The sequence below is a fragment of the Dyadobacter diqingensis genome, from assembly GCF_024220585.1.
In the GTDB taxonomy this organism is placed as follows: domain Bacteria; phylum Bacteroidota; class Bacteroidia; order Cytophagales; family Spirosomataceae; genus Dyadobacter; species Dyadobacter diqingensis.
On sequence record NZ_JAMXKF010000010.1, the window covers coordinates 92,422 to 114,784 of the forward strand.

Annotated in this window: 22 protein-coding genes; 19 read left to right on the plus strand and 3 right to left on the minus strand. The window is 44.7% G+C overall.

All coding sequences use genetic code 11. From position 1 onward, the window contains the following. Positions 1-19: 19 nt before the first annotated feature. Positions 20-580 carry an RNA polymerase sigma factor gene (locus M1L62_RS23545; RefSeq protein ID WP_254562094.1) on the minus strand — a complete coding sequence of 187 codons (561 nt, stop codon included), beginning with the start codon at positions 578-580 and terminating at the stop codon, positions 20-22. A gap of 272 nt (positions 581-852) precedes the next feature. Here M1L62_RS23545 and M1L62_RS23550 point away from each other — a divergent pair, with 272 nt between their 5' ends. From M1L62_RS23550 to M1L62_RS23605, 12 genes are all read left to right on the plus strand, one after another. Further along, the gene (locus tag M1L62_RS23550) at positions 853-1,245 is read left to right on the plus strand and encodes a hypothetical protein (RefSeq protein WP_254562095.1); all 393 of its coding nucleotides are present in this window, start codon (positions 853-855) and stop codon (positions 1,243-1,245) included. A gap of 137 nt (positions 1,246-1,382) precedes the next feature. Further along, positions 1,383-2,210: an MbnP family protein gene (locus M1L62_RS23555; protein WP_254562096.1), complete on the plus strand. Its 828-nt coding sequence runs from the start codon at positions 1,383-1,385 to the stop codon at positions 2,208-2,210. A gap of 18 nt (positions 2,211-2,228) precedes the next feature. Continuing rightward, complete coding sequence (locus M1L62_RS23560) at positions 2,229-3,368, plus strand: cytochrome-c peroxidase (protein WP_254562097.1); 1,140 nt, start codon at positions 2,229-2,231, stop codon at positions 3,366-3,368. Between the two features lie 10 nt (positions 3,369-3,378). Then, positions 3,379-4,284 (plus strand): transporter family protein, encoded by a 906-nt coding sequence (locus tag M1L62_RS23565; protein WP_254562098.1) that lies wholly within the window; start codon positions 3,379-3,381, stop codon positions 4,282-4,284. A 145-nt stretch (positions 4,285-4,429) separates the two neighbouring features. Continuing rightward, positions 4,430-5,266 carry an MbnP family protein gene (locus M1L62_RS23570; protein ID WP_254562099.1) on the plus strand — a complete coding sequence of 279 codons (837 nt, stop codon included), beginning with the start codon at positions 4,430-4,432 and terminating at the stop codon, positions 5,264-5,266. A gap of 24 nt (positions 5,267-5,290) precedes the next feature. After that, entirely contained in the window at positions 5,291-6,433 is a 1,143-nt protein-coding gene (locus M1L62_RS23575; protein ID WP_254562100.1) for a cytochrome-c peroxidase, read from the plus strand. A 9-nt stretch (positions 6,434-6,442) separates the two neighbouring features. Beyond that, a complete protein-coding gene (locus M1L62_RS23580) occupies positions 6,443-6,820 on the plus strand; it encodes a hypothetical protein (protein WP_254562101.1) in 378 nt (125 codons plus the stop codon). 156 nt (positions 6,821-6,976) lie between these two features. Then, positions 6,977-7,768 carry an MbnP family protein gene (locus M1L62_RS23585; RefSeq protein WP_254562102.1) on the plus strand — a complete coding sequence of 264 codons (792 nt, stop codon included), beginning with the start codon at positions 6,977-6,979 and terminating at the stop codon, positions 7,766-7,768. 11 nt (positions 7,769-7,779) lie between these two features. Further along, a complete protein-coding gene (locus M1L62_RS23590; RefSeq protein ID WP_254562103.1) occupies positions 7,780-8,826 on the plus strand; it encodes a cytochrome-c peroxidase in 1,047 nt (348 codons plus the stop codon). Between the two features lie 63 nt (positions 8,827-8,889). Continuing rightward, positions 8,890-9,375: a viral A-type inclusion protein gene (locus tag M1L62_RS23595; RefSeq protein WP_254562104.1), complete on the plus strand. Its 486-nt coding sequence runs from the start codon at positions 8,890-8,892 to the stop codon at positions 9,373-9,375. A gap of 1 nt (position 9,376) precedes the next feature. After that, positions 9,377-10,006, plus strand: a complete 630-nt coding sequence (locus M1L62_RS23600) for an SCO family protein (protein WP_254562105.1) — start codon at positions 9,377-9,379, stop codon at positions 10,004-10,006. Between the two features lie 262 nt (positions 10,007-10,268). Continuing rightward, a complete protein-coding gene (locus M1L62_RS23605) occupies positions 10,269-11,174 on the plus strand; it encodes a PfkB family carbohydrate kinase (protein WP_254562106.1) in 906 nt (301 codons plus the stop codon). 69 nt (positions 11,175-11,243) lie between these two features. Here the strand turns inward: M1L62_RS23605 and M1L62_RS23610 are convergent, their stop codons facing one another. Both M1L62_RS23610 and M1L62_RS23615 read right to left on the minus strand, forming a co-directional pair. Further along, positions 11,244-12,875, minus strand: a complete 1,632-nt coding sequence (locus tag M1L62_RS23610) for a L,D-transpeptidase family protein (RefSeq protein ID WP_254562107.1) — start codon at positions 12,873-12,875, stop codon at positions 11,244-11,246. A gap of 89 nt (positions 12,876-12,964) precedes the next feature. Further along, complete coding sequence (locus tag M1L62_RS23615) at positions 12,965-14,233, minus strand: aspartyl protease family protein (protein ID WP_254562108.1); 1,269 nt, start codon at positions 14,231-14,233, stop codon at positions 12,965-12,967. Between the two features lie 378 nt (positions 14,234-14,611). Between M1L62_RS23615 and M1L62_RS23620 the strand changes: the two genes are divergently transcribed. From M1L62_RS23620 to M1L62_RS23650, 7 genes are all read left to right on the plus strand, one after another. After that, entirely contained in the window at positions 14,612-15,808 is a 1,197-nt protein-coding gene (locus M1L62_RS23620; protein ID WP_254562109.1) for a sensor histidine kinase, read from the plus strand. Beyond that, a complete protein-coding gene (locus tag M1L62_RS23625; RefSeq protein WP_254562110.1) occupies positions 15,780-16,553 on the plus strand; it encodes a LytR/AlgR family response regulator transcription factor in 774 nt (257 codons plus the stop codon). The genes M1L62_RS23620 and M1L62_RS23625 overlap by 29 nt, the downstream gene beginning before the upstream one ends. Positions 16,554-16,716: 163 nt before the next feature. Then, positions 16,717-16,983, plus strand: a complete 267-nt coding sequence (locus M1L62_RS23630) for a hypothetical protein (protein WP_254562111.1) — start codon at positions 16,717-16,719, stop codon at positions 16,981-16,983. Between the two features lie 92 nt (positions 16,984-17,075). Continuing rightward, positions 17,076-19,430: a TonB-dependent receptor gene (locus M1L62_RS23635; protein ID WP_254562112.1), complete on the plus strand. Its 2,355-nt coding sequence runs from the start codon at positions 17,076-17,078 to the stop codon at positions 19,428-19,430. Positions 19,431-19,562: 132 nt separating this feature from the next. Beyond that, on the plus strand, positions 19,563-20,414 hold the full coding sequence (locus tag M1L62_RS23640) for an oxidoreductase (protein WP_254562113.1): 852 nt from the start codon (positions 19,563-19,565) through the stop codon (positions 20,412-20,414). A 260-nt stretch (positions 20,415-20,674) separates the two neighbouring features. Next, the gene (locus M1L62_RS23645) at positions 20,675-21,544 is read left to right on the plus strand and encodes an AraC family transcriptional regulator (RefSeq protein WP_254562114.1); all 870 of its coding nucleotides are present in this window, start codon (positions 20,675-20,677) and stop codon (positions 21,542-21,544) included. 6 nt (positions 21,545-21,550) lie between these two features. Then, complete coding sequence (locus M1L62_RS23650) at positions 21,551-22,300, plus strand: SDR family NAD(P)-dependent oxidoreductase (protein ID WP_254562115.1); 750 nt, start codon at positions 21,551-21,553, stop codon at positions 22,298-22,300. Positions 22,301-22,363 lie beyond the last annotated feature (63 nt).

Here is a 22,363-nt window from a genome sequence, read left to right on the forward strand (position 1 = left end):
TTTTTCGATGAGCAACGGGCTATAATTTGTCTTTCAGTTCCTGAATCGTGCGGTACAATAAATTGGCAACAGACTGTTTGGAGATGGACATAACCTGTGCAATCGATTCGTTGTCGAGGTTTTCGAAAAAGCGGAGATAAATAATTTCCTGCTGGCGTTTGGTCAGCAGGTTAATCTGCTGGTTCAGCATTTTCAGCATCGCTTCATTCGTTTCAATTTCGATAATCTGCTGTTCAATGGAGTTTTCACCAAGATTTTCAGATTCAAAATCCATATCGTCTTCATCCGAAAGCCATGGTTGTTTCAGGCTTTCGCGGTGAATTTTCCTGCGTAATGATTTCAGAAGATAAAATTTCACAAAACCTGTGTCGCCGATCGTTTCTCTTTTTGCCCATAATTCGAGAAACAAATCCTGAATGCAATCCTTGACAAATTCACGGTCTCTGGAAAATTTGACGCCATAGCTAAACAGACTGCGGTAGTACTGTCGTGCGATTTTTCCAAAGGCGATATCATCCCCTGCACGAAAAGCATTCCATAGTTCAGATTCGTCTGTATTTGGTTCAGTAGGGCTGGGCATTTAAATTCTTGAGAGCGATGCGAGTTCGATAAAAGGGATGCAATCCTGCGATTTTTTATATAAAACTACAATATTATTTTATCTTATTCTGATATACACCGCTCATTTGCCGGTGTAGCTATTGATTTTTGCGGTAAACAATTTTGTATAAATCGTCTTTTACCATACGAAGAATTGCAAATAACATAGTTTGGAAAGCGGTTGTGAAGGTTTCTTGCCTATATTTGTAACCTCTGAAAAAAGGTAAAGATTCTTATCTCGCTGATTAACAATTGAAAAATCCCAAAAAACAATGGATTGCGTTAAGCTTGCTTACGCTGATGCTTGTAAAAGCGTGGGTGCTTCCGTTGTTATATCTGGATTTTGAGATCCGCCGCGACTACATTATTGCCAATTTGTGCGTAAACCGCGACAAGCCGATGATGCATTGCGACGGGAAGTGTTATCTCGCCAAACGCATTGCCGAGGCTAAGGAAAAAGAAGCACGTCAGGCTGAGAACGACTATTTATCTCATCTTTTGTATCAGGTAATGGATAACAGTCAGGCTGTTTATTCAGCACCGCCGGTCGCTTTTGCAGTGCGGATGCCCGTCAATTATCAATACAAATCTCCTTTTGCTGCACGTAATGCTGTGGCCGATATTTTTCATCCGCCTCTGGTTTAACTGATTTCTTTTAAGGGTATTTACGACTTTCATTTTGCCAAAAGGCAGACTGATTGCATGAATTTTTCCGTTTGAACCGAACGGGAAAAGGGATTCGTATTTACCTGTTTTTGAATTTTCAGTTTAAACAAGATTGTATGAAACCAGGCTTTTCAATTTTATATATTTTTATTTTCCTCTCTGCACTGTTGTTCTCCTGCGGCTCCGACGAGCCCAAACCAACCGATGGAAACGGCCGAGGTGATATCGTTTTTTATTTTGATAACACGGTTGGTAACGAGCTTCTTGCGCTTAACAACACGAATTATAAAAATGCCAGCGGAGAGAGTTTTCGTGTTTCGGCGCTGAGTTATTATGTTTCCAATTTCAAATTGCTTCGCAGGGATGGAAGCCAGTATGTGATTCCGCAGGATTCGAGCTATTTTTTGGTCAATGCCGCTGATAAAGAAAGTTATGAAGTAAGGCTGGAAAATGTACCCGTCGGGGATTATTCAGGCGTTACTTTTATGCTGGGCGTGGACAGTGCCAGAACCGTAGCTGCGGCGTCAAAACGGACAGGTGTACTGGATACCGGGGCTGGAAAAGCAGGTGCGGCGATGTATTCAGATGCCAACGAAGGCTACACTTTCTTAAAGCTGGAAGGGACGTCTGCGGCAGCGCCTGCTGCGAACGGCAACAAATTTGCATATCAGATCAAAGGTTTTGGCGGATTGACAACGAAAACAGCCAATAACATCAAAACGATAAGCGTTCCTTTTACCGGAACCACAGCGACTGTCACGACAAGCAAGTCGCCGGAGGCACATTTACTTATCAACATTCTGAAAATATTTGATGGCATCACGAAAGTCAGCATAGCCGGTTTGCCGCAGGCGACAACCCCTGAACTGACTGCTCCGCTGGCCAACAATTATACAACGATGTTCAGTCTGGATCACATCCATCCTACGTCCAGTGCTCATTGATGATAACCGTGAAAAACAGTGAAATCAATTAAGAAAATATTGGAGCAAAAACGACTGATAAGACCTGTTCTGGTCTTGTTGATTGGTGTGATGTGGATAGGCGTCATGCTGGGTGCATGCAAACCGGAAGAAAATAACCAGGAGCCGGAACCGTCCGGACCAACACCGCTGGCATGGAAAAAGCCGGCAAATTTCCCGGATCCCGTTTACAACCTGACCAAGAATCCATTGACCGAAGAAGGCGTAGAATTGGGTAAGTTTCTTTTTTACGACGGCATCCTTTCCAGCAACCAGATCATCGGATGCGGAACCTGTCATCAGCAGCAGTCTGCTTTTACGCATCATGGACATGAATTAAGTCACGGCGTCAACGACCAGCTTGGAAGACGCAACTCGCCTTCGATTCAAAACATGGCCTGGAACCCGGCTTTCTTTTGGGATGGCGGCGTGTTTGATATGGATTTTGTCCCTTTCAACCCGATCGAAAACCCGGTAGAAATGGGCGAAACCGTAAACCATGTGCTTGAAAAACTGCGGAACACGCCTGATAAATCGGCAAAGGTGCAGGTAGATTATCCTAAAATGTTCAAGGCTGCATTTGGTACACCGGAGATCACCACGGAACGAATGATGAAGGCTTTGTCGCAGTTTATGACCACCATGGTTTCGGCCGAATCGCGTTACGACAAGTTTGCCCTGGGTGATGTTACAGCGCTTTCAACGGAAGAAAAAGAAGGGCTAAAACTGTTCCGGCAAAATTGCGGATCGTGTCATGAAGGTGAGCTGTTTACCAATTTCAGTTTCAGAAATAATGGTTTGGCGCCTTTAAAGGCCAACGATCAGGGACGTTATGAAGTGACAAAAAGCGAAGCGGATAAGTACAAATTCAAAGTGCCGAGTCTTCGGAATATCAGTTTCACAGCGCCCTACATGCACGACGGCCGTTACAAAACGTTGGGTGAGGTCATGGAACATTACACCGATAAGGTAATAAATTCCGAAACACTGGATCCATTGCTGAGGGCTGGCGGGAAGCCGGGACTTAATCTCAGCGAAACTGAAAAAGAGAGCATTATATCTTTTCTCAGAACACTGAGTGACGACAACTTTATAAAAAATAAATCCTTTTCCGATCCCGGAATTGGCAACGCATTATAAATTTTTAACGATGAAAATACGCAGCTTTTTAATGACCCTGCTTTTGGCACCGATTTTTTCGCAGGCCTGTGACATATGCGGGTGTGCAAACAGCGGATCCTACTTCGGGCTTATGCCGCAATCCAACAAGTCGGTTATTGGTATCCGTTACAACCATCTGAATTTCACGACGCACCCTGCAAGCCAGGTTTTACGCACGGAAGAGAAATTTAACGTTACAGAACTTTATGCACGGTTCTTTCCGATAAAACGGGTGCAGATCATGGCGTTTTTGCCATATCGGATGGATCAGCAGATCACTACGTCCGGGACTAAAAAACAGAATGGTTTTGGCGACATGACCATCCTCGCCAATTACAACATTCTGAATACGCTCATGGACCGGGAAAATTCTTCAAAATTTACGCATACGCTGATGGTCGGCGGTGGGATTAAACTTCCGACGGGCCGTTTCAAGTATGATGAAAACGACGTTTTGCAGGTGGCCAACGCCAATTTTCAACCGGGTACAGGCAGTACAGATTTTATCCTGAACGCATTTTATACGGTGAATCTGGATCAGTGGGGACTGGGTTTTAATGTTTCAAGAAAATTCAATACGACCAACTCGCAGGAGTATCATTTTGGAAATCAGTTGTACGGGACCATGGATTTGTACCGGTCTTTCAAAGTGGGGAAAATGACGCTGACACCAACCGTTGGCCTTTATGCGGAGCAATCCGCACGGGGGACAAAAAATGATGTGGTTTTGGATGAAACGGGTGGCAGGCAGTTAAACGGAACGGTAGGCTTGAATCTTTTCTCAAACCGCTGGACTCTCGGCATTAACGGCCAGAAACCCATTGCACAGAAAAGTAATTCGGGGCATGTGGTCGCGAAGGAAAGGATACTGGTACAGGTCGGCTTTCTTTTTTAGAGATTTCAGAGCTCCTGAAATTTAATATACGACTTGGCTGCGGTGCTATATCAAAATCTGCTGTTTAGCCGTTTTTTGAAAGTAACCGTCCGTAAGTAAATGTCTGATTTTTTATAACAGAATCTTATTTAGTTTTATAAATAGTATGAAAAAACTGGTGTATTTATCTCTTCTTTTAATGGTGGCTTCTTTGCTGTTCGTAGCCTGTAAAGATGACTCTGATGAAATCAAGGATCCCGGATTAGTGGCCGGAAAAGGCAAATTGCTGCTGCAATTTGACAACGTGGTGGGAAAGCAGGACCTTGTTCTTGACAACAAAACCTATACCAATAGTCTTGGCGAAAGTCTTACGATATCCCGGTTCAATTATTTTGTTTCCAATATCAAGCTTCTGCGTGAAGATGGACAAAGTTATACGATCCCGCAGGATTCGAGTTATTTCAGAATTGTGGAGTCTGATCCGAAATCCCAGATTGTTTCTTTAAATAACCTGCCTGATGGAAATTATTCGGGAATTGAATATATCATCGGGGTAGACAGCCTGCGCAGTGTTTCCGGGATCGAGAAAAGAGGAGGCACTTTGGATCCGTCGGGCGAAATGTCGGGAGATGGTATGTACTGGGCATGGAACTCGGGCTACATTTTTCTTAAACTGGAAGGCGCCTCGCCGCAATCGTCCGCTTCCAATGGCAAGTTTTATTACCATATCGGCCTGTTTGGAGGGTTTAACCAGAAAACGGTCAATAACATCAAAACGGTTAAAATTGATTTTGGAGGAAGCAAGGCCATTGTGAAAGGCGACAGCATTCCGAGCGTGAAATTGTATGCCGATGTGGAGAAGGTTTATAACGGTCCCAACCCGATCAGCTTTGATAAAAATCCGAGCATTATGGCCGATCCGGTTTTGTCGGTAGGCGTGGCCAATAATTACAAATCGATGTTTAGTTTTGGAGAGCTAAAACAGAATAGTCAGGCAAAATAAACGAGCCCGTCGCTGAAATCATTTATGGATAAAACGTTTCATGTTGTTGTGAAGAGGATTTGCCTGCTTTTGAGCGTGTCATTAGTCATGTTGCTGATGGGGATAGCCTGCTCGGGGTCGGGAGGAGGTACGGATAATCCTGATCCGGATCCTGAACCAACCGGGCCGACGCCGCTGCAATGGGTGAAACCAAAACATTTTCCTGATCCGGTTTATGACCTCACCAAAAATCCTCTGACGGCCGAGGGCGTTTTACTGGGCAAGTTTTTGTTTTATGATGGCATCCTTTCCCGTACCAATATCATCGGATGCGGCACCTGTCATCAGCAGCAGTCTGCTTTCACGCATCACGGTCATGAACTAAGTCATGGTGTGGACGATAAGCTGGGCACACGAAATGCGCCTGCTGTTCAGAACCTTGCATGGAATACGTCATTTTTCTGGGATGGAAATGTGCATGAGCTCGATTCTGTTCCGCTCAATCCGATTCAGAATAAGGTGGAAATGGATGAAACCATGGACAATATCCTGGTGAAACTGAGGGCAACACCCAATCCGGCCTCCAAAGTGCAGGTGGATTATCCTAAAATGTTCAAGGCTGCGTATGGTACAACGGAAATTACTTCTGAAAAGGTAAGGAAAGCCTTGTCGCAGTTTATGATGACAATCGTTTCGGCCAATTCGAAATACGATTATTATGTGCTGGGTGACGTTGCTGCTTTCACGGCCGACGAAAAAGCAGGCATGGTACTTTTCAAACAAAAGTGCTCCTCATGTCATAGCGGTGAATTATTTACCGATTTCAGCTTCCGGAATAATGGCCTGCCGCCGAATAAGATAAATGATCAGGGACGTTACGCGATCACTAAAAACAACAGCGACCTGAACAAATTCAAGGTGCCAAGTTTGAGAAATGTTGCGCTCACCGCGCCCTATATGCACGACGGCCGGTTCGTCACTTTGGAGCAGGTACTTAATCACTATACCGATTCGATGCAGTCGTCAGAGACTTTGGATGATGTTTTCAAACTGGCCGGCGGAAAAGTCGGTGTTAACCTGACGGCCTCAGAAAAGCAAAGTATCATTCTGTTCCTGCGGACATTAAGCGACGATCAGTTTATTCGTGATCCGGCGTTATCAGATCCGGGTGTTGGAAATGCCCTTTAATTAAAATCAATGCGCGTCTTTACAGCCTATTTGTTGTTGTTTTCGATAATGCTGCCAACGGTTAGTCCGTGGGGAACGATCGCGTATTTCCATTTAAACCGCGATTACATTGCAAAGGTACTTTGTGAAAATCGTCAGCGGCCCGAGCTGAAATGTAACGGCAAATGTTACCTGGCCCGAAAACTCAAAGAGCAGGAAGATAACAAGGACAAGGAGACAACAAATCAGGTTCAAAATTTGCCTGTGTTGCAGCTTTTTGCTCAGGGAGTTACCGCATTTCAATTTTCTGCCGATCTTTTGCACCTGAAAGAAAAACCCGGTTTTTTCTATCAGCTTGCCGTTTATCTTTCTCCCGCATCGCGTTTACTGAGACCGCCCAGGATATAGGTTTTGCATCGATTTTCTGGTTTTATCACACCCCTTTATTCTTTCCGCCTGTCGGATTAATCACACATTCAGAAAAATGTGGCCGGGGGAATCATGTGTAACGCCAACAGATTTCAACCAAATTACCTTTCCTGATTTTAGTAAACAAAAACATTTATGAAACGAATTTTCATTTTCGCTCTGGCGGCTTTTATATTTTCTTCCTGTGACAGTAACGATGATGCGTCGGACGTGGCACCTGTTACAAATTCAAAAACGAGTATCACGTTTGATGCTCGTGTTGGTTCTGCTGATTTTGCTTTAAATAAGGATTTTACGATTGGCAGCCGGACCTATAACTTTTCAAAACTCCGGTACTGGGTTAGCAATGTCACATTGGTTGACGCAAAGGGCGCAGAATATCTCGTTCCCAATTCATATTACCTGATGGAGGAAGTGGGCGATCTGAACCTGTCCGGTACTATTGCAGATAAGCTTACCTATCCTGCCCGCAAAAGAGAGACCATTGAGGTCGAGGATATTCCGGCAGGGGAGTACAAAAGCATCAAATTTTCTATCGGTGTGGATGCCAGACACAACGATAACCTGAGCCTTGCCGATGGCGAACTGACCATTGCCAATGGCATGAGCAATATTGCCTGGATGTGGCACACGAGTTATATTTTTACTTCGGTGGGTGGCACGGTGAAGGAGGGGACAACGGGCGGAGATTTTACAGCAGAAACAGGTTTGAACGCCAATTACAAAACGGTTTCTCTTGATTTTACAACACCTGTCAATTTTGCAACCACCAAAGGTGTGGTGCTTAACCTGGATGTGACCCGTATTGTCGATGGAATTGACTTGATCAAAACCCCAAAAGTAAATGCTGCACAGGCCACGATCATGTCGGCTTTGGCAAATAACTATGGAACGAAGGCGCTCTCTTTCAGTGCGATTTCAAAATAAATCAGGTGCTATTGAAAAACTTAGCTTTCCATATTGCTGGTTTAAGTTTTGTTCTGGCGGCTTGCCATGATAATCCGAAAGTTGAACCGGGATCTCAGCCTTATCAGTTTGAGGTTCCGGCCAATTTTCCGGCTCCGCTGGAAAACCGTGAAAACCCGATGACGAAAGAGGGGATCGCTCTGGGCAGATTGCTGTTTTACGATGTTCGGCTTTCTGGCAATAACAAAATTTCCTGCGCAAGCTGTCATGAACCCAAACTGGCTTTTAGTGACGGCAAAGCGCTGGGCAATGCCGGTGTTTCAGGAACAACGTTACATAGGCATGCCCCGGCACTCATCAATCTGGCATGGGCGGGGAACGGGCTTTTTTGGGATGGAGGTTCCACAAATCTGGAATCCCAGGCATTTGGTCCGTTAACCGCCGCCGACGAAATGCATCAGGATTTGTTCGAATTGGTTGACGAACTGAATGCTGTTCCGGATTATGTAACGAGGTTTAAAGTTGCTTTCAATGAGAAAATTACCTCGCAAAGTGTGGTGAAAGCGCTGGCTCAGTTTCAAAGAAGCCTGGTTTCGGCCAGTTCCCGGTACGATAAATACCGGAGAAATGAGCCCGGAGGAAATTTATCGCCTCAGGAATTGATTGGTTGGCAGCTTGTTCAGGAAAAATGCCAGGGCTGTCATGCCGGTGAGTTATTCACTGATCATGATTATCATAACAATGGCATTGATGCAGATTTTAGCAACGATGCCCTGGAAGGTATTTTTCAGGGAAGGTTCCGGGTTACTTACAAGACGGCTGATATTGGACGTTTTAAAACACCGACATTACGCAACATTGCGCTCACCGCTCCCTACATGCACGATGGCAGGTTTGAGAGCCTGGAAGATGTGCTGGACCATTATTCTGAAGAAATTAAAACATCACCCACGCTGGATTTGAAACTGCCTGAAAAAGGGTTAAAGTTGAAAGAGGAAGAAAAAAAGGCGATCATAACATTTTTGAAAACGCTGACAGATCAAGAATTTATCACGAACCCTGAATTCAGTCGCCCATAATCCTGTTGTTTATTTTATAGCCCGTTTCTATTTATTATTTACCATTACAATTAATATTCTACTATGAAGAAGTACATTTTAGCCGCCCTGACCATTTCGTTTTTATATGCCTGCAATGGTGCCGGTGAGAAAAAAGAGGGCCACGGAGGACATGAGCATAATGATGAAAAAACGCCTCTGGATGCCCAGACACAGGAAATGCTGGCGATTCATGACAGCATCATGCCGCATATGGACAAGGTGATGGATCTGAAAAAGCAACTTGGCGACGATATTAAAATGACGGATAGTCTGATTAAAATCAAGTCGTCGAACTTGCTGACAACAAGAAAAGATGAAGCACAAAAGCTGCACGGGCAACTGGACAGTGCGGATAAGGCGATGATGGACTGGATGCATCAGTTCAAATTTGACACGTTGAAATCTCTCGAAAAAACGGCAGCGAGTGCTTATGTGGCAGATCAAAAGAAAAAAATAGAAAACGTAAGGGTACTTATGGACAAGAGCATTGCTGATGCAAACCAGTTTGTTGAAAAAACGAAGAAGTGATATGAAAATACAATGGATATGGCTCATGGCGATAATGACCGCAACAAGTGCCGGTTGTCAGACTAAAAAGCTGAATTATTTCGGAGAACCCGAGGTGGTCAAAAAAGTGGTGGACGGGAAGGAGACGGAAGAGACGATTTATCCGACCATTCCTGACTTTTCGTTTACAAATCAGGATAAGCAGACGATTACCGAAAAAGATTTTAAGAACAAGGTTTATGTGGCTGACTTCTTTTTTGTGACTTGCCCTACCATCTGCCCGATCATGAAAAAGAACATGCTGACGGTGTACAAGGAATTTAAGGACAATCCGGACGTTGGAATTCTTTCGCATACGATCGATCCTGAGCATGATACGCCGGAGATTTTAAAACAGTATGCGACGGATCTGGGGATAACGGGAAATATGTGGCAGTTTGTCACGGGCGATCGCGAGAAGATTTATGACATCGGGCAGAAACATTACATGGTGAGTGCCATGGAGGATTCAAGCCAGGCGGGTGGGTATATTCACAGCGGTGCTTTTGTGCTGATCGATAAGGACCGGCATATCCGCGGTATGTACGACGGCACCACGCAGGAGGGGACAGAGAAGCTGATCAAGGACCTCGGGGTTCTGTTGAAAGAATAAAAAAACGGCAGAGAAATCTGCCGTTTTTTGTTGTATGAGAATAATCCTAAAACAAATTTTGTAAAAAATTATCGGGTTGGTAACGGATTTGAACAATTTCAAGAACTATAACAAATCCAATGTTGTTGGCTAAAGATGTAGCTGCGGTCAGACCGTAATACTGAGGTAACAGAAAAGAAAAATTGGGTTAACATTAAACTTGGCATTGATTTTTTGATCTGTTATAAAATTAATTTTGTTAACATCGATTATTTCTACAATCATGTACGATATCTGTACGATAGGTCATATAACGCTGGATAAAGTAGTAACGACCAAGTCTGTGAAACACATGCCTGGCGGGACTTCCTTTTATTTTTCGAAGGCAATTCAACAATTTGATATTAACTATGTGTTGGTGACGGCATTAGCGCAAAGCGAAATGGGCGTTGTCAGCAGCCTGAATGCTGATGGGATTACGGTTCATGCGTTGCCGAGCGAACACTCCGTTTATTTTGAAAATATTTACAGCGAAAATCAGGATTATCGCGAACAAAATGTGCTGCAAAAAGCAGCTCCGTTCGGGATTTCTGTGATGCCGGCTGTTGATGCAAAAATTTATCACCTCGGCCCATTGTTGTCTGATGATATTTCGGTTGATCTCATTCGTTTCCTCTCGTTAAAAGGGATGGTTTCTCTTGATGTTCAGGGGCTTCTTCGTTCTGTTGAAAACAAGAAAGTGATCTATCACGACTGGGCAGACAAAAAGGAAGCGTTACCTTATGTGTCTATTTTAAAGGCCAATGAGCATGAAATGGAAGTGGTAACCGGTTGGTCGGATGTGCAGCAAGGCGCTCGTTATCTGGCTGATCTGGGTGTGCAGGAGGTAATCATTACGTTGGGAAGCCGTGGTTCGCTGATCTTTAAAGACGGTGTGTTTCATGAAATTCCGGCTTACAAACCTTCGGCAATTGTGGATGCAACAGGCTGCGGGGATACTTACATGGCGGGTTATCTGACCAAAAAAATAAAAGGCGGAGATATTCAGGAATCAGGAGAATACGGGGCTGCCATGGCGACGTTGAAAATAGAATCTTCCGGGCCTTTTTCCGGAAATGCAGCCACGGTTCAGGAGGTGTTAACGAACGGTGTCGCGGAAAAATATAATGTGTTACAATTCGGTTTGTAACTTTTTCAAGTTTCAAACTTGTTCTGATATATAAAGAAACCGGCTTCGGGCCGGTTTCTTTATATTCGTTCAATTCTTCAAAGCCACGGCCTCAGTGCCTGTACTAAACAGTCTTTCAGCCATTTTCTTATCGTGGCCATAAATGTCTTTCCTGAAATTCAGTAAACCATTCTGATCGACCCAGGCTGTGAAATAGCCGATAAACACAGGAATCTCAGCTTTTCCGCGCAGGCGCACGTACTTTTCTTTTCCCAGGTTCATGGCATCGGTGATCTTTTGTTCCGTCCAGGTGCTATCCTTCCGGAGCAGGAATTCTGCCAGTCTTTTGGGTTCTGAAAGGCGGATACAGCCATGGCTAAATGCCCTGCTGGACTCGCCAAACAGGTTTTTGGAAGGTGTATCGTGCAGATAAATGTTGTAACTATTCGGAAAGAGGAACTTCACCAGACCGAGTGAATTTTTAGGACCTGGTTTTTGACGGACTGCATTGCCGTTCCATTCCATGTTGTGTTTGGCCAGATAATTCGGCCGGCGTTTGATACCGGGCAAAATTTCGTTTTTTAATATGCTCGGCGGCACGTTCCAGTAGGGGCTGAAAACGATCTGGTTAAGCGTTCCCGAAAATATTACCGTGTTGTGCGCCTCAGAGCCTACCACCACATTCATACTGAAAGACAGGTTGCCGTCTTCATACACGTGGAGTTTGTACTCAGGGATATTGACCAGCAAATAATCCGTAGTCGGTGTGGCCGGGACCCAGCGAATACGCTCCATGTTGATCAGAATCTGTTGAATACGCTCCTGGATCGGCACGTTGATCTCGCGGAAAAAAGCGGCGCCGATCTGTCCATCCTGTTTTAGTCCGAAACGCGTCTGAAAACGTTTTACGGCCTGGGTCAATGAAGTGTCCAGTAGGTCGGAGGTGTCGGCTTCCGGCAAATCGCCGAGGGCAAAAAGCCGCTGTTTAATCTCCGGAACAATAGCGTAACTGTTTCCCTCCTTATATTTTTTCTTATCCGGCGCCAGTGAATCCCAGGTCTGGTCTTTCCGTATCTGGTAGTATTTCAGCAGGTTTTCTTTCAATAAATTATATTGGCGGTTAACCGGCTCATAGGCAGACAGATTCTGCGCCTTGTTCTTTAAAAGCGAGTCCAGAAACGCTTCTGTATTGATTTTTTTACGCGGAATATACCAGTTAAGTTCTTGAATATTAATGCGGTGGTCTCCGGAATAGGCCCGGCTGGCATACTTAAAAAACTGCTCCGTCAGCAAGAGTTCGGTATTGACGATCGAGGTATCTTTCGGGTTTATTTTTTTTAGCTGTTTCAGGGAATCTATTCTTGAAACCAATGCAGCATTGTATAGCGAGCTGTCTCCCGAATAATGGATGTAGTCATTTTGCAAACCCAGAAATGTAGGGACAAAATCGGCTAGCCCGTCCGGGAAAAACCATGCAAACTGATAGTTTCTGTGGTTGTAAAAACTCTGGATCTGGTTCGCGATGCTATCGTTTTCCGTGGTTTTTACAAAACGGTTTAAGGTAACACTATCCACGAACAATTCCGTGAAAGAGTTTTCGACGGTAATAGTGGTATCCCGCACCGCGACTTCCGGCAGTTTTTTTTCTTTTTGTGAACAGGACGCAAGCAGAGCGCCCAATAAAATGAATAAATAAACCCTGTTCAAAGTGTGTGATCGCATGTTTTTGAAAATCATTTTAGTCAGGTTTGATGTGTTACAGGATCAAAGTCAGTGATCAAACCCCAAGCTAATTAATTTTTTCAAAACAATCAGATGATCCGTTGAAGTTTAACCATCGCGAAGAAGCTCTTTTTATCCCGCATCACCATCACGTCAAGGCCTTTTCCATCTCCCTTTTTCATGAGCTGATATACCTCGCTGATATTCATGTCTTTCACAGAAGTTCCGTCGATGTAGAGGATCTGATCCCCTTTTTTCAGGCCAGCTCTGGCGCCCGGGGAGTTTTCGTTTACGTGGTCTATGAAATACGAATCGAGCTTTTCTCCGGCCGCCAGGATGTCAAGTCCGCTCATGTTGTATTCAAAACTTTCTTTCATCCGGGTTTTTATCGGCCTCAGCACCAGGTAATGCTGCGAATAATTAAAAGTTACTTTGAAACGCCGCAATAATTCACAGCCAATACTTCCGTTGCGGTCGTTACGGTCAGTCATTTTCATGCCAAAAGCGAGGCTGTCCGGAAAGGAGGCCAGCACATTTTTCAGATCATAAGTGCCCAACTTTATACCATCGATTCTGCCCATACTTCCTTTCACCACGCCATTAAGGCCCAGTCCTTCCCGGGGCTGTATAACCGCGGCAGGCATTGGGATTTCTTTCTTGGAGGAGTGATCGATCAGCAGAGCATTTCCGGCTCCGGTATCGATCATAAACCTCAGATCTTTGTAATCTCTTCCGGTCACCCTGGTATCTGCCAATAGATAAGGTTTGGTGTTTTCTATCAAAATGGGCAGTTTATCCCCCTTTTTAGTACTGTACTTATATTTGGACGGAGCGGTCAGTGTTAATTCCTTTTTGCCAAAATCCAGCGTTACAACAAAGCTGTTGAAGATTTCATAACCAATAATGCCATGAATCGGCATGCCGGCATACCCCGATAACGTGGTGATCGGTTCGTCCAGAATCAGCATGTTGTGCTGGTTAACCTGCATATGCTGCATCGACAGGGAGTTTCCGATCGCGGTATGTCCGCTGATCATCTTCCCTTCACCAAGTCCTTCGATCATCAGTTTGCGTTTGAGATCAAGCTTGCTTTTATCGAGTACCGTCGGGTCGGTAATAATCGTATTGCCGACACCCGTATCGAGGATAAAATTCAGCGTGTCTGAGCCGTTAATTTGTATGGGGACAATAATCAGGTTCGAGCGGAATTTAAACGGAATGCGGTCTTGCTTGCGGTTTCCGGTCAGGAAAAACCCGCTGGGGCCTTCTTTCTTTTCTTTTTCTGCCGCTGTTGCACCCGCCGGGAAATATATTTGGATGATGATTAATACCAGGATTAACCATTTTATTCGCTTCATTGTATCAGAGGACTAATTGTGCCTGGCCGGATTCTATTCCGGGATATTACTTTATTGTTATTAAACTGACTCAAACCATGAAACAGCGCTGGCAAAAGTAACAGGTTATACTGTAAATAAGACAACAGATTGTGACAACCGGTTCATTTACCATATAAAAATGACTGACCGGCAAAACGGCATCAGGTTCTCCAGGCCCGGCAAAGGTTTTAAATAATAATCGGGGCAGTCTGGATAAAATATTTAAAGTAAATAACTGCCGGGTTTTAGTTTTGTCTTAAAATCTAATTTATTCAGCTTCAATCATTTTTAATTGGTCTTGCGGGATAAATTTTAAAACTTTAAATAAAATTAAAAGACACCCTAACCGTGCGTCCTATGCACTTTGTTCAACGTTTACTTCATCAATCCCGGTTGCCGCTCACGGTTGGTCAGTTCTGGAAGTATGCTCTTTGTTACTGGAGTATTTTTGCGGTGATCACTTTCGGCCAGCTCACGATGTTGTGGCTGCTCCGCGATGGTTTGACGATGCGTTATTATGAAACCTTTATCTGGCTTCTCGACGGACTGTTCTGGTGGGGGACCACGCCGCTCATTCTGTATGCCTCGTTAAAAATACCTATCGTTTTCAAAGACCGTCGGAAACGGTTATTCCGGCAGATCACGTTACATCTGCTGATCCTGACTTTTCTGATCACTTTTCTAAATTTCTTCCATTATTTTATTACCAATCCGATCATGTTTGCGGTGATTGGCCGGGAGGTATCTGCGGAAAGTTATATATTTTCACTTTTCATGGCGTATCCCGCTGCATTCGGGCAGTATATGCTGCTGGTTGTGGGATTTAACAAGGTTTCATACATCTACCGTTATCAGGCATTGAGGCAGCAACATTTTGAAACGGAGCTAACCAACGAACAGCTCCGGGGCCAGCTTGCCACGGCACAGCTGCAATCATTGAAAATGCAGCTGAATCCGCATTTTCTTTTCAATACGTTACATGCCGTCGTCAGCCTGATGATTAAAAATGATATCAGAAAGGCTACGCTGATGATCACCACGTTAAGTGACCTGCTGAGGGCTGTGCTGGTGAATCAGAAAGCTGATTTTATTCCGTTGCAGGAGGAACTCCGGCTGACGCAGCAATACCTGGGTATCCAACAGATCCGGTTTCAGGACCGGCTCAAAGTGGAATACGATATCGATCCGGCAACGGAGTTATGCCCGGTGCCGCAATTGATCCTGCAACCACTGGTCGAGAATTCATTTACACACGGCATTTCAGACCTGACTACGGACGCCCTGATCAGGATCACGAGCAAGATCGTTGGGGATCATCTGAGACTGGAAGTAATCGATAACGGTATTGGGCAGAAACAGCGGAAGGCATCAACCGGGACCGGACTTGGCCTCAAAAATACGTTGCTTCGGCTGAAGCAGGCTTACGGGGAAGATGCAAGCCTGACTTGTTCGCATCCGCCGCAGGGAGGAACGGTGGTAACATTATATTTTCATACACAAACCAAAACCAAAATTCAGGAAGACAATGACATATTGCTGCCTTATTATAGATGATGAGATATTGGCAAGGGACGTAATTCGGACGTTTCTGGGGGGAGATTCTTCGATCCGCGTGGTGGACGAGGCTGCTAATGGTACGGAAGCAGTGATAAAAATCTTGCAGCATAAACCCGATATTATATTTCTCGATATCCAGATGCCCGAGCTCGATGGCTTCGAAGTTTTGAAGGAGGTGTGGCCGCATCATCAGCCTTTTGTGGTTTTTACCACGGCTTACGACCAATATGCGTTGCGTGCATTTGAGGTGAACGCGATCGATTATCTGCTGAAACCTTTCGACGAAATCCGTTTTCACCAGTCGCTGGGGCGCTTGAAAGAGCGGTTAAGCCAACAGGCACAGCCGCGTATTGAAGAACTTGTAAACCGTTTGCTGCAAGAGCAGAAAGAAGAAAAGGAAGGCAATTATTTGCAGCGTATTCTGGTGAAGGAGGCCGGGCGGATGTACCTGGTGAAGGTGGAGGATATCACCCATTTTGGGGCAGACGGGAATTACATTTCATTGTTTACCGCTACGAAAACGTATACGATCTACGAAAGCCTGACCAGTCTGGAAAATCGCCTGGATCCGACGCTGATGATCCGTGTCAGCCGGTCAAATATCATCAACATCAATTGCATTGCAGAGCTGGAAACCTACTTTAACGGAGAGTATATTGTGCATCTGACCGGAGGCCATAAGGTAAAATGGACGCGTGGATACAGAGATACAATTAAAGCTTTTTTAACCAAAATTGGTTAGTTAAGTATTTCATTTATAGTTTGATAAATTGTAAATCTGCGGGCACTTTACCGTTCAGTCATTAAAGTTGGATTGCAGTTCTATAAAAATAAAATTTGTACACTGGAAGGTCTCTGCCTCAGGCAGAAGTCGTTGCATTTATAATTTATCAAATTTTATAGCCATGTTAAGTCAAACTTCATTAAAGCTCTCTCTTCATTCACTTTTCCTGCCCGGACTGATGGCCTGTAACCATGCCTGCGAAGTGCCCCGTTACCAGCAGGAATTATTCCCGGATTCCGAGTCGAGGAATCTGAAATGGGACTATGACGAAATTACACACAAGCTGATTGTCAACTATCAGCCAGAAAAAGGCTGTGAACTTTTCAGACTAAAAGATGACGGTTTTAAAGTGAAAAGTATAATCGCAAGCGTTACCCGCCGCATCTGAAATTTACTTCGCCGAAGTAAGCCATATTGGTACAAATAAAAAGGATTCGCATGATTTCCTATGCGACGTTACGTCCACACGATTCCATAGTCATGAAAAAAATAATACTAACTACTCTGTTACAGCTGTGTTTTTACGCAGGCTGGTCACAAACTTTGTCGAATACCGTAAAAGGCAAAATTCTGGATGCACAGTCGGGAAGTGCTCTGCCGGGCGCGAATATTATCCTGCTGGGAAGCGAGCCGCTGGTGGGCACGCAGTCTGATCCCGAAGGTATTTTCCGGCTGCCGCTCGTGCCGCTTGGCCGTCAGACTTTGAAGATAACCAGTATGGGTTATGGCGAGCAGATTATCCCCAATGTACTGGTTACAGCCGGGAAAGAGGTCAATCTTGAAATCCGGCTTGTTGAACAGGTGATCAATGCGGAGGAAGTAACGGTGAAAGCAAACCGTAATCAGGATGTTCTGAATAACGAATTCGGAACGCTCAGTGCGCGGACATTTGATGTGGAAAATACCCGCCGCTTTGCCGGAAGCCGGAATGACCCTTCGCGTATGGCAGCCAATTTTGCGGGCGTTGTCGGTAACAATGATGCCCGCAATGATATCGTGATCCGGGGGAATTCTCCAACCGGGCTTTTGTGGCGGCTGGAAGGAATTGATATTCCTAATCCGAGCCACTATGGGGCGTTAGGTGCCACGGGCGGCCCCGTCACGATTTTGAACAACAACGTATTAAGCCAGTCTGATTTTTTTACCGGCGCTTTTCCCGCAACTTATGGAAATGCTCTCAGCGGTGTTTTTGATCTGCAACTAAAAACGGGAAACCGCGACAAACGCGAGTATACCGGGCAGGTCGGGTTCAACGGGTTTGAACTCGGGGCAGAAGGGCCATTTAGAAAAGGGAAAAAAGCGACGTATCTGGCTCACTACCGCTATTCGGTGATGGGCCTTGTGCAGAAGCTCGGAATCAGCATGGGAACGGGCAATAGTGTGCCAAACTACCAGGATTTGTCTTTTAAGATTGACATCCCAACCAAAAAAGCAGGAAGCCGGTGGAGTATGTATGGGGTCGGCGGGACGAGCGATATCTCTTTTAAGGGTGATTTGAAAGATACGGCCAACCTTTACAGTGATCCGTACAACAATCTCGTCAACAAGGCTAAGATGGGTGTGGCCGGGTTGTCTTACCTGCATTATTTCAACGAAAAGACTTCTCTCAAAACGTCTCTGGCCGTTTCAGGTTCTTTTTTTGAAACGCAGATCGATTCGCTTAATGATGAACGGCAGCCTTTTAACCGGTATCGGGATAAGTCAAGTCTGGGGAGGATTACATTTTCAAGTATTTACAACAAAAAGCTGAATGCCAAAAATCTGTTTTCGGGTGGTGTGTATTTTCACAGGCTGTCCTATGACTTGCTCGACAGCACTTACAGCAATAAAATATACCGACGGTTGAGAGATGAAAACGGTGGGACGGAGCTTTTTCAGGCCTATGGACAATGGCAATACAAACCTTTGAACGAACTTACGATCAATGGTGGACTACATTTTACGTATTTCAATCTGAACAAAAAAAATGCGGTTGAGCCGAGGCTTGGCATCCGTTATGACCTGCCTTCGCGACAGGCAATTTCTTTTGCCGCGGGTATGAATAGCCAGATTCAGCCGATACAGCTCTATTTTTATAAAACCAGAAATGCGGATGGGAGTTTTACCCAAACGAATATGGATTTGGGCCTCACCAAAAGTTATCAGTTTGTGGGCGGTTATGAGCGATATTTCGGTGATAATATCAAGTTTAAAACGGAAGTGTATTATCAGCACTTATACAACGTGCCGGTTGAAAAGTTTCCGTCAACGATTTCTGTACTTAACCTGGGTGCAACGTTTTCTGCGCCGGACTTGGACAGTCTGGTTAATGATGGAAAAGGTAAAAATTACGGCCTCGAAATTACGCTGGAAAGAAACTTTAACAAGGGTTATTACTTTCTGACGACCGTTTCGCTGTACGAATCCAAATACCAGGGGAGTGATAAAATTTGGCGGAATACGGCTTTTAACGGGCGTTATGTAGCGAATGTGCTCGGCGGGAAAGAATGGAAATTTAATGAAAAACACAGCGTAGCCGTTGATGTAAAAGTAGCCCTTGCAGGCGGCAGGCCATATGTTCCTGTCGATCTGCAAAAATCCATCGAAACAGGATGGGAAATCAACGATAGAGACCGCTCTTATGAAAACCGCTTCAAATCGTATTTCCGGACGGATTTAAAGCTGACGTATCGCCAAAACGGGAAAAGGATGGCTCAGGAATGGTTTCTGGATATTCAAAATGTGAGCAACACGAAAAATATATTTTCAAAGAATTTTGATGTGAGGACGGGTAAAATAAAAACGATGTATCAGACCGGTCTTTACCCGAATTTCAATTACCGCATCGAATTCTGACCGGATCTTGCCTGAAAAAATACTTTGGACTGAATGATCAAAAACATTGGGCTTTTTAGAAAAATGAAAACCGGCGGAGGGCGCCAACTTTGTCTTATCAAAATGAGCAAGTAAAATCTAAAAAACAAGATCATGAAAAAGGACAAAGTTTGGTTTATCACCGGAGCATCAAGAGGTTTTGGATTGGAGATCACAAAAGCAGTATTGGAGTCAGGAGACAAAGTCGTGGCCACCGTTCGCAGTAAACCTGAGCAACTGACGGCCCAATTGAATAATAATACAAATTTGTTTGTAACCCTGCTGGATGTTTCGAACGAAGATCAGGCGAAAGAAGCCGCCAGGCAGGCGATTGAAAAATTTGGTAAAATTGATGTATTACTTAACAATGCAGGGTTTGGCTTGCTCAGTGCGGTGGAGGAAGCGTCCGATAAAGAGGTGAAGGATAATTATGAGGCCAATGTTTTTGGGATGCTGAATGTGACCCGCGCGGTGCTGCCCTACATGCGTAAGGAGCGGTCGGGACACGTGATCAACGTTTCATCGGTTGGCGGTTTGAGCGCCTATATCGGTTGGGGAATTTACGGATCAACCAAATTTGCAGTCGAAGGGATTACCGAAGCGCTGGCACTCGAACTCGCGCCACTTGGTATTTATGCCACAGTAGTAGCCCCGGGATTTTTCCGAACAGAGTTCCTGGACTCGACTTCGCTGACCCGAACTGGCAATGTCATCGATGATTATGATAGCACGGTTGGCGAAATGAGAAGATTTGCAACGCAGGCGAATAAGAAGCAGCCGGGTGATCCGAAAAAGCTCGCACAGGCATTTATCAAACTTGGAAATGCTGAAAAACCACCGGTTCATTTGCCGTTGGGAAAAGATTCATTAAGTCGTTATCAGGAAAAAACGGCCCGATTTGCGAAGGAAATTGAGGAATGGTACGATGTGATCACGGGGACTGATCATGATGATGTGATGGCCTGAGTTCAATTGGTTTATGGGAAAAAGAGACGGTTGTGTAAGCCGTCTCTTTTTTGTGTCCTGGTTAGGAACAAAACAGGCTGTTGATTTCACTTTTCGTAACTGATGTTTTAAATTATTTTACTCGCGGAATTTCTGTAAATAGAAGAAATTTGTTTTAAACCGGAAATTTATGCGCGGCGGAGCTGGTTTGTCAGCTTCCGGATGGGTGTGGCGAACTATTAAAACATCTGGTTGTTTAAACTGAATATCCCTAAACTGAAATGGATCCAAGAATAATCAGAGTGCCGCAAGGACTGACGGTTGCGCCGTATTATCAAAGTATTCTAAAATTTAATGATCTCTCCGTGATCGAATCGTGCATTCACACGGAAGCCCGTTCCGGTTCGATGTTCCTCGAAGACCATCTTTTATTATTTGTTTTAGAAGGGACATACACGGTGCGGTATGGAAAAGAAGAATATACGGTCGCAAAAAACCAGATGGTGCTGCTCAAAAAGGCGCTTGTCGTGGAGTATTGCAAAACAGGAGAGCCTGGGAAGGACAACTTGCTCGAATACATGATGTTCTTTTTAAAGGAGGATCTTTTGAAGGAATTTATCCGGATGGCGACGCTTAAATCCACAGCGATCGACGAACTTGTATCTGTGCCGGTTTCTGTGAAAGATGTGGATGAAAGGTTGTTAAAGTATGTAGCGTCGTTAAAACCTTATTTTGACGAGCCGGATAAAATTGAAGAAAATCTTGTCAGGATCAAGCTGCTTGAATTGTTGTTTGACCTTACCAATGCGGATAAAAATGTGCTGGTACAGTTATTACAGCTCAATCAGGTGGTCCGTAAAAATATCACGATAACGGTGGAGGAGAATTTGCTTAATCCGGTTTCATTAAATGAACTGGCGTATTTATCTGGAAGAAGTCTTTCCAGTTTTAAACGGGATTTTCAGACGATTTACAATATGCCGCCTTCACAGTGGATCCGAGAGCAGCGACTTGAAAAGGCGAAAGGATTGCTGACAAACACGACGATGTCGGTAACGGATGTTTGTTATACCACCGGATTTGAGAATATTGCTCACTTTTCCAGACTTTTTAAATCTCATTTTGGCTACACGCCATCGTTACAAAAATAAACACGAATGGGTGCGTTCAGGAATAAAATTGTTATGGTTACGGGTGCCGGTAAGGGAATTGGCCGCAGCGTGGCTCTTGCTTATGGAAAAGAAGGGGCAAAGCTGGCTTTGCTGGACAGAGATGCCGGGGAGCTGAAGCAAACGGAAGATTTGCTGAGGGAAATAGGAGCTGAGTTTTTTACGCAGATTGTGGACCTGACAAAACCTGAAGAGATCGTTGACGCCGTCTCAGCATTTGAACTTCATTTTCAGAAAATCGATGTACTGATTAATAATGCAGGCTTGGGACGGAGCAAATCGCCGTACGAGCTGACCGTTGATGACTGGGATTATGTATTGAATACAAATTTGCGGGGTACATTCATTTGCAGCCGGGAAGTGGCCAGGGTTATGCGAACGCATGGTGGCGGTTCTATTGTCAACATTTCTTCTACAAGAGCGCTGATGTCTGAACCCGACACGGAAGCCTATGCCGCATCGAAAGGCGGTATTCTGGCGTTGACCCATGCCATGGCCATTTCGCTGGGGCCTGATAAAATTGTGGTGAATGCGATAAGTCCGGGATGGATAGAAACGGGAGATTATGACCAGCTCAAACCGACTGATCATCAGCAGCACCCGGCCGGCAGAGTAGGTAAGCCGGACGATATTTCAAGAGCCTGTTTATTTTTAACAAATGTTGAAAATAATTTTGTAACTGGAACTAATTTAGTAGTCGATGGAGGGATGACACGCAAAATGATCTATGAAGAATAGCTTTGGCAAACTAACTGTTATGCATGAACGGTGATGTGCTACCCCGCGAATTGTGACCCGAAA

Bases quoted from the DNA above. Each gene is read 5' to 3' on its own strand.
- M1L62_RS23545 (WP_254562094.1), bottom strand. From the start codon at position 580: ATGCCCAGCCCTACTGAACCAAATACAGACGAATCTGAACTATGGAAT.
- M1L62_RS23555 (WP_254562096.1), top strand. From the start codon at position 1,383: ATGAAACCAGGCTTTTCAATTTTATATATTTTTATTTTCCTCTCTGCA.
- M1L62_RS23565 (WP_254562098.1), top strand. From the start codon at position 3,379: ATGAAAATACGCAGCTTTTTAATGACCCTGCTTTTGGCACCGATTTTT.
- M1L62_RS23570 (WP_254562099.1), top strand. From the start codon at position 4,430: ATGAAAAAACTGGTGTATTTATCTCTTCTTTTAATGGTGGCTTCTTTG.
- M1L62_RS23575 (WP_254562100.1), top strand. From the start codon at position 5,291: ATGGATAAAACGTTTCATGTTGTTGTGAAGAGGATTTGCCTGCTTTTG.
- M1L62_RS23580 (WP_254562101.1), top strand. From the start codon at position 6,443: ATGCGCGTCTTTACAGCCTATTTGTTGTTGTTTTCGATAATGCTGCCA.
- M1L62_RS23585 (WP_254562102.1), top strand. From the start codon at position 6,977: ATGAAACGAATTTTCATTTTCGCTCTGGCGGCTTTTATATTTTCTTCC.
- M1L62_RS23595 (WP_254562104.1), top strand. From the start codon at position 8,890: ATGAAGAAGTACATTTTAGCCGCCCTGACCATTTCGTTTTTATATGCC.
- M1L62_RS23600 (WP_254562105.1), top strand. From the start codon at position 9,377: ATGAAAATACAATGGATATGGCTCATGGCGATAATGACCGCAACAAGT.
- M1L62_RS23605 (WP_254562106.1), top strand. From the start codon at position 10,269: ATGTACGATATCTGTACGATAGGTCATATAACGCTGGATAAAGTAGTA.
- M1L62_RS23610 (WP_254562107.1), bottom strand. From the start codon at position 12,875: ATGCGATCACACACTTTGAACAGGGTTTATTTATTCATTTTATTGGGC.
- M1L62_RS23615 (WP_254562108.1), bottom strand. From the start codon at position 14,233: ATGAAGCGAATAAAATGGTTAATCCTGGTATTAATCATCATCCAAATA.
- M1L62_RS23620 (WP_254562109.1), top strand. From the start codon at position 14,612: ATGCACTTTGTTCAACGTTTACTTCATCAATCCCGGTTGCCGCTCACG.
- M1L62_RS23625 (WP_254562110.1), top strand. From the start codon at position 15,780: ATGACATATTGCTGCCTTATTATAGATGATGAGATATTGGCAAGGGAC.
- M1L62_RS23630 (WP_254562111.1), top strand. From the start codon at position 16,717: ATGTTAAGTCAAACTTCATTAAAGCTCTCTCTTCATTCACTTTTCCTG.
- M1L62_RS23635 (WP_254562112.1), top strand. From the start codon at position 17,076: ATGAAAAAAATAATACTAACTACTCTGTTACAGCTGTGTTTTTACGCA.
- M1L62_RS23640 (WP_254562113.1), top strand. From the start codon at position 19,563: ATGAAAAAGGACAAAGTTTGGTTTATCACCGGAGCATCAAGAGGTTTT.
- M1L62_RS23645 (WP_254562114.1), top strand. From the start codon at position 20,675: ATGGATCCAAGAATAATCAGAGTGCCGCAAGGACTGACGGTTGCGCCG.
- M1L62_RS23650 (WP_254562115.1), top strand. From the start codon at position 21,551: ATGGGTGCGTTCAGGAATAAAATTGTTATGGTTACGGGTGCCGGTAAG.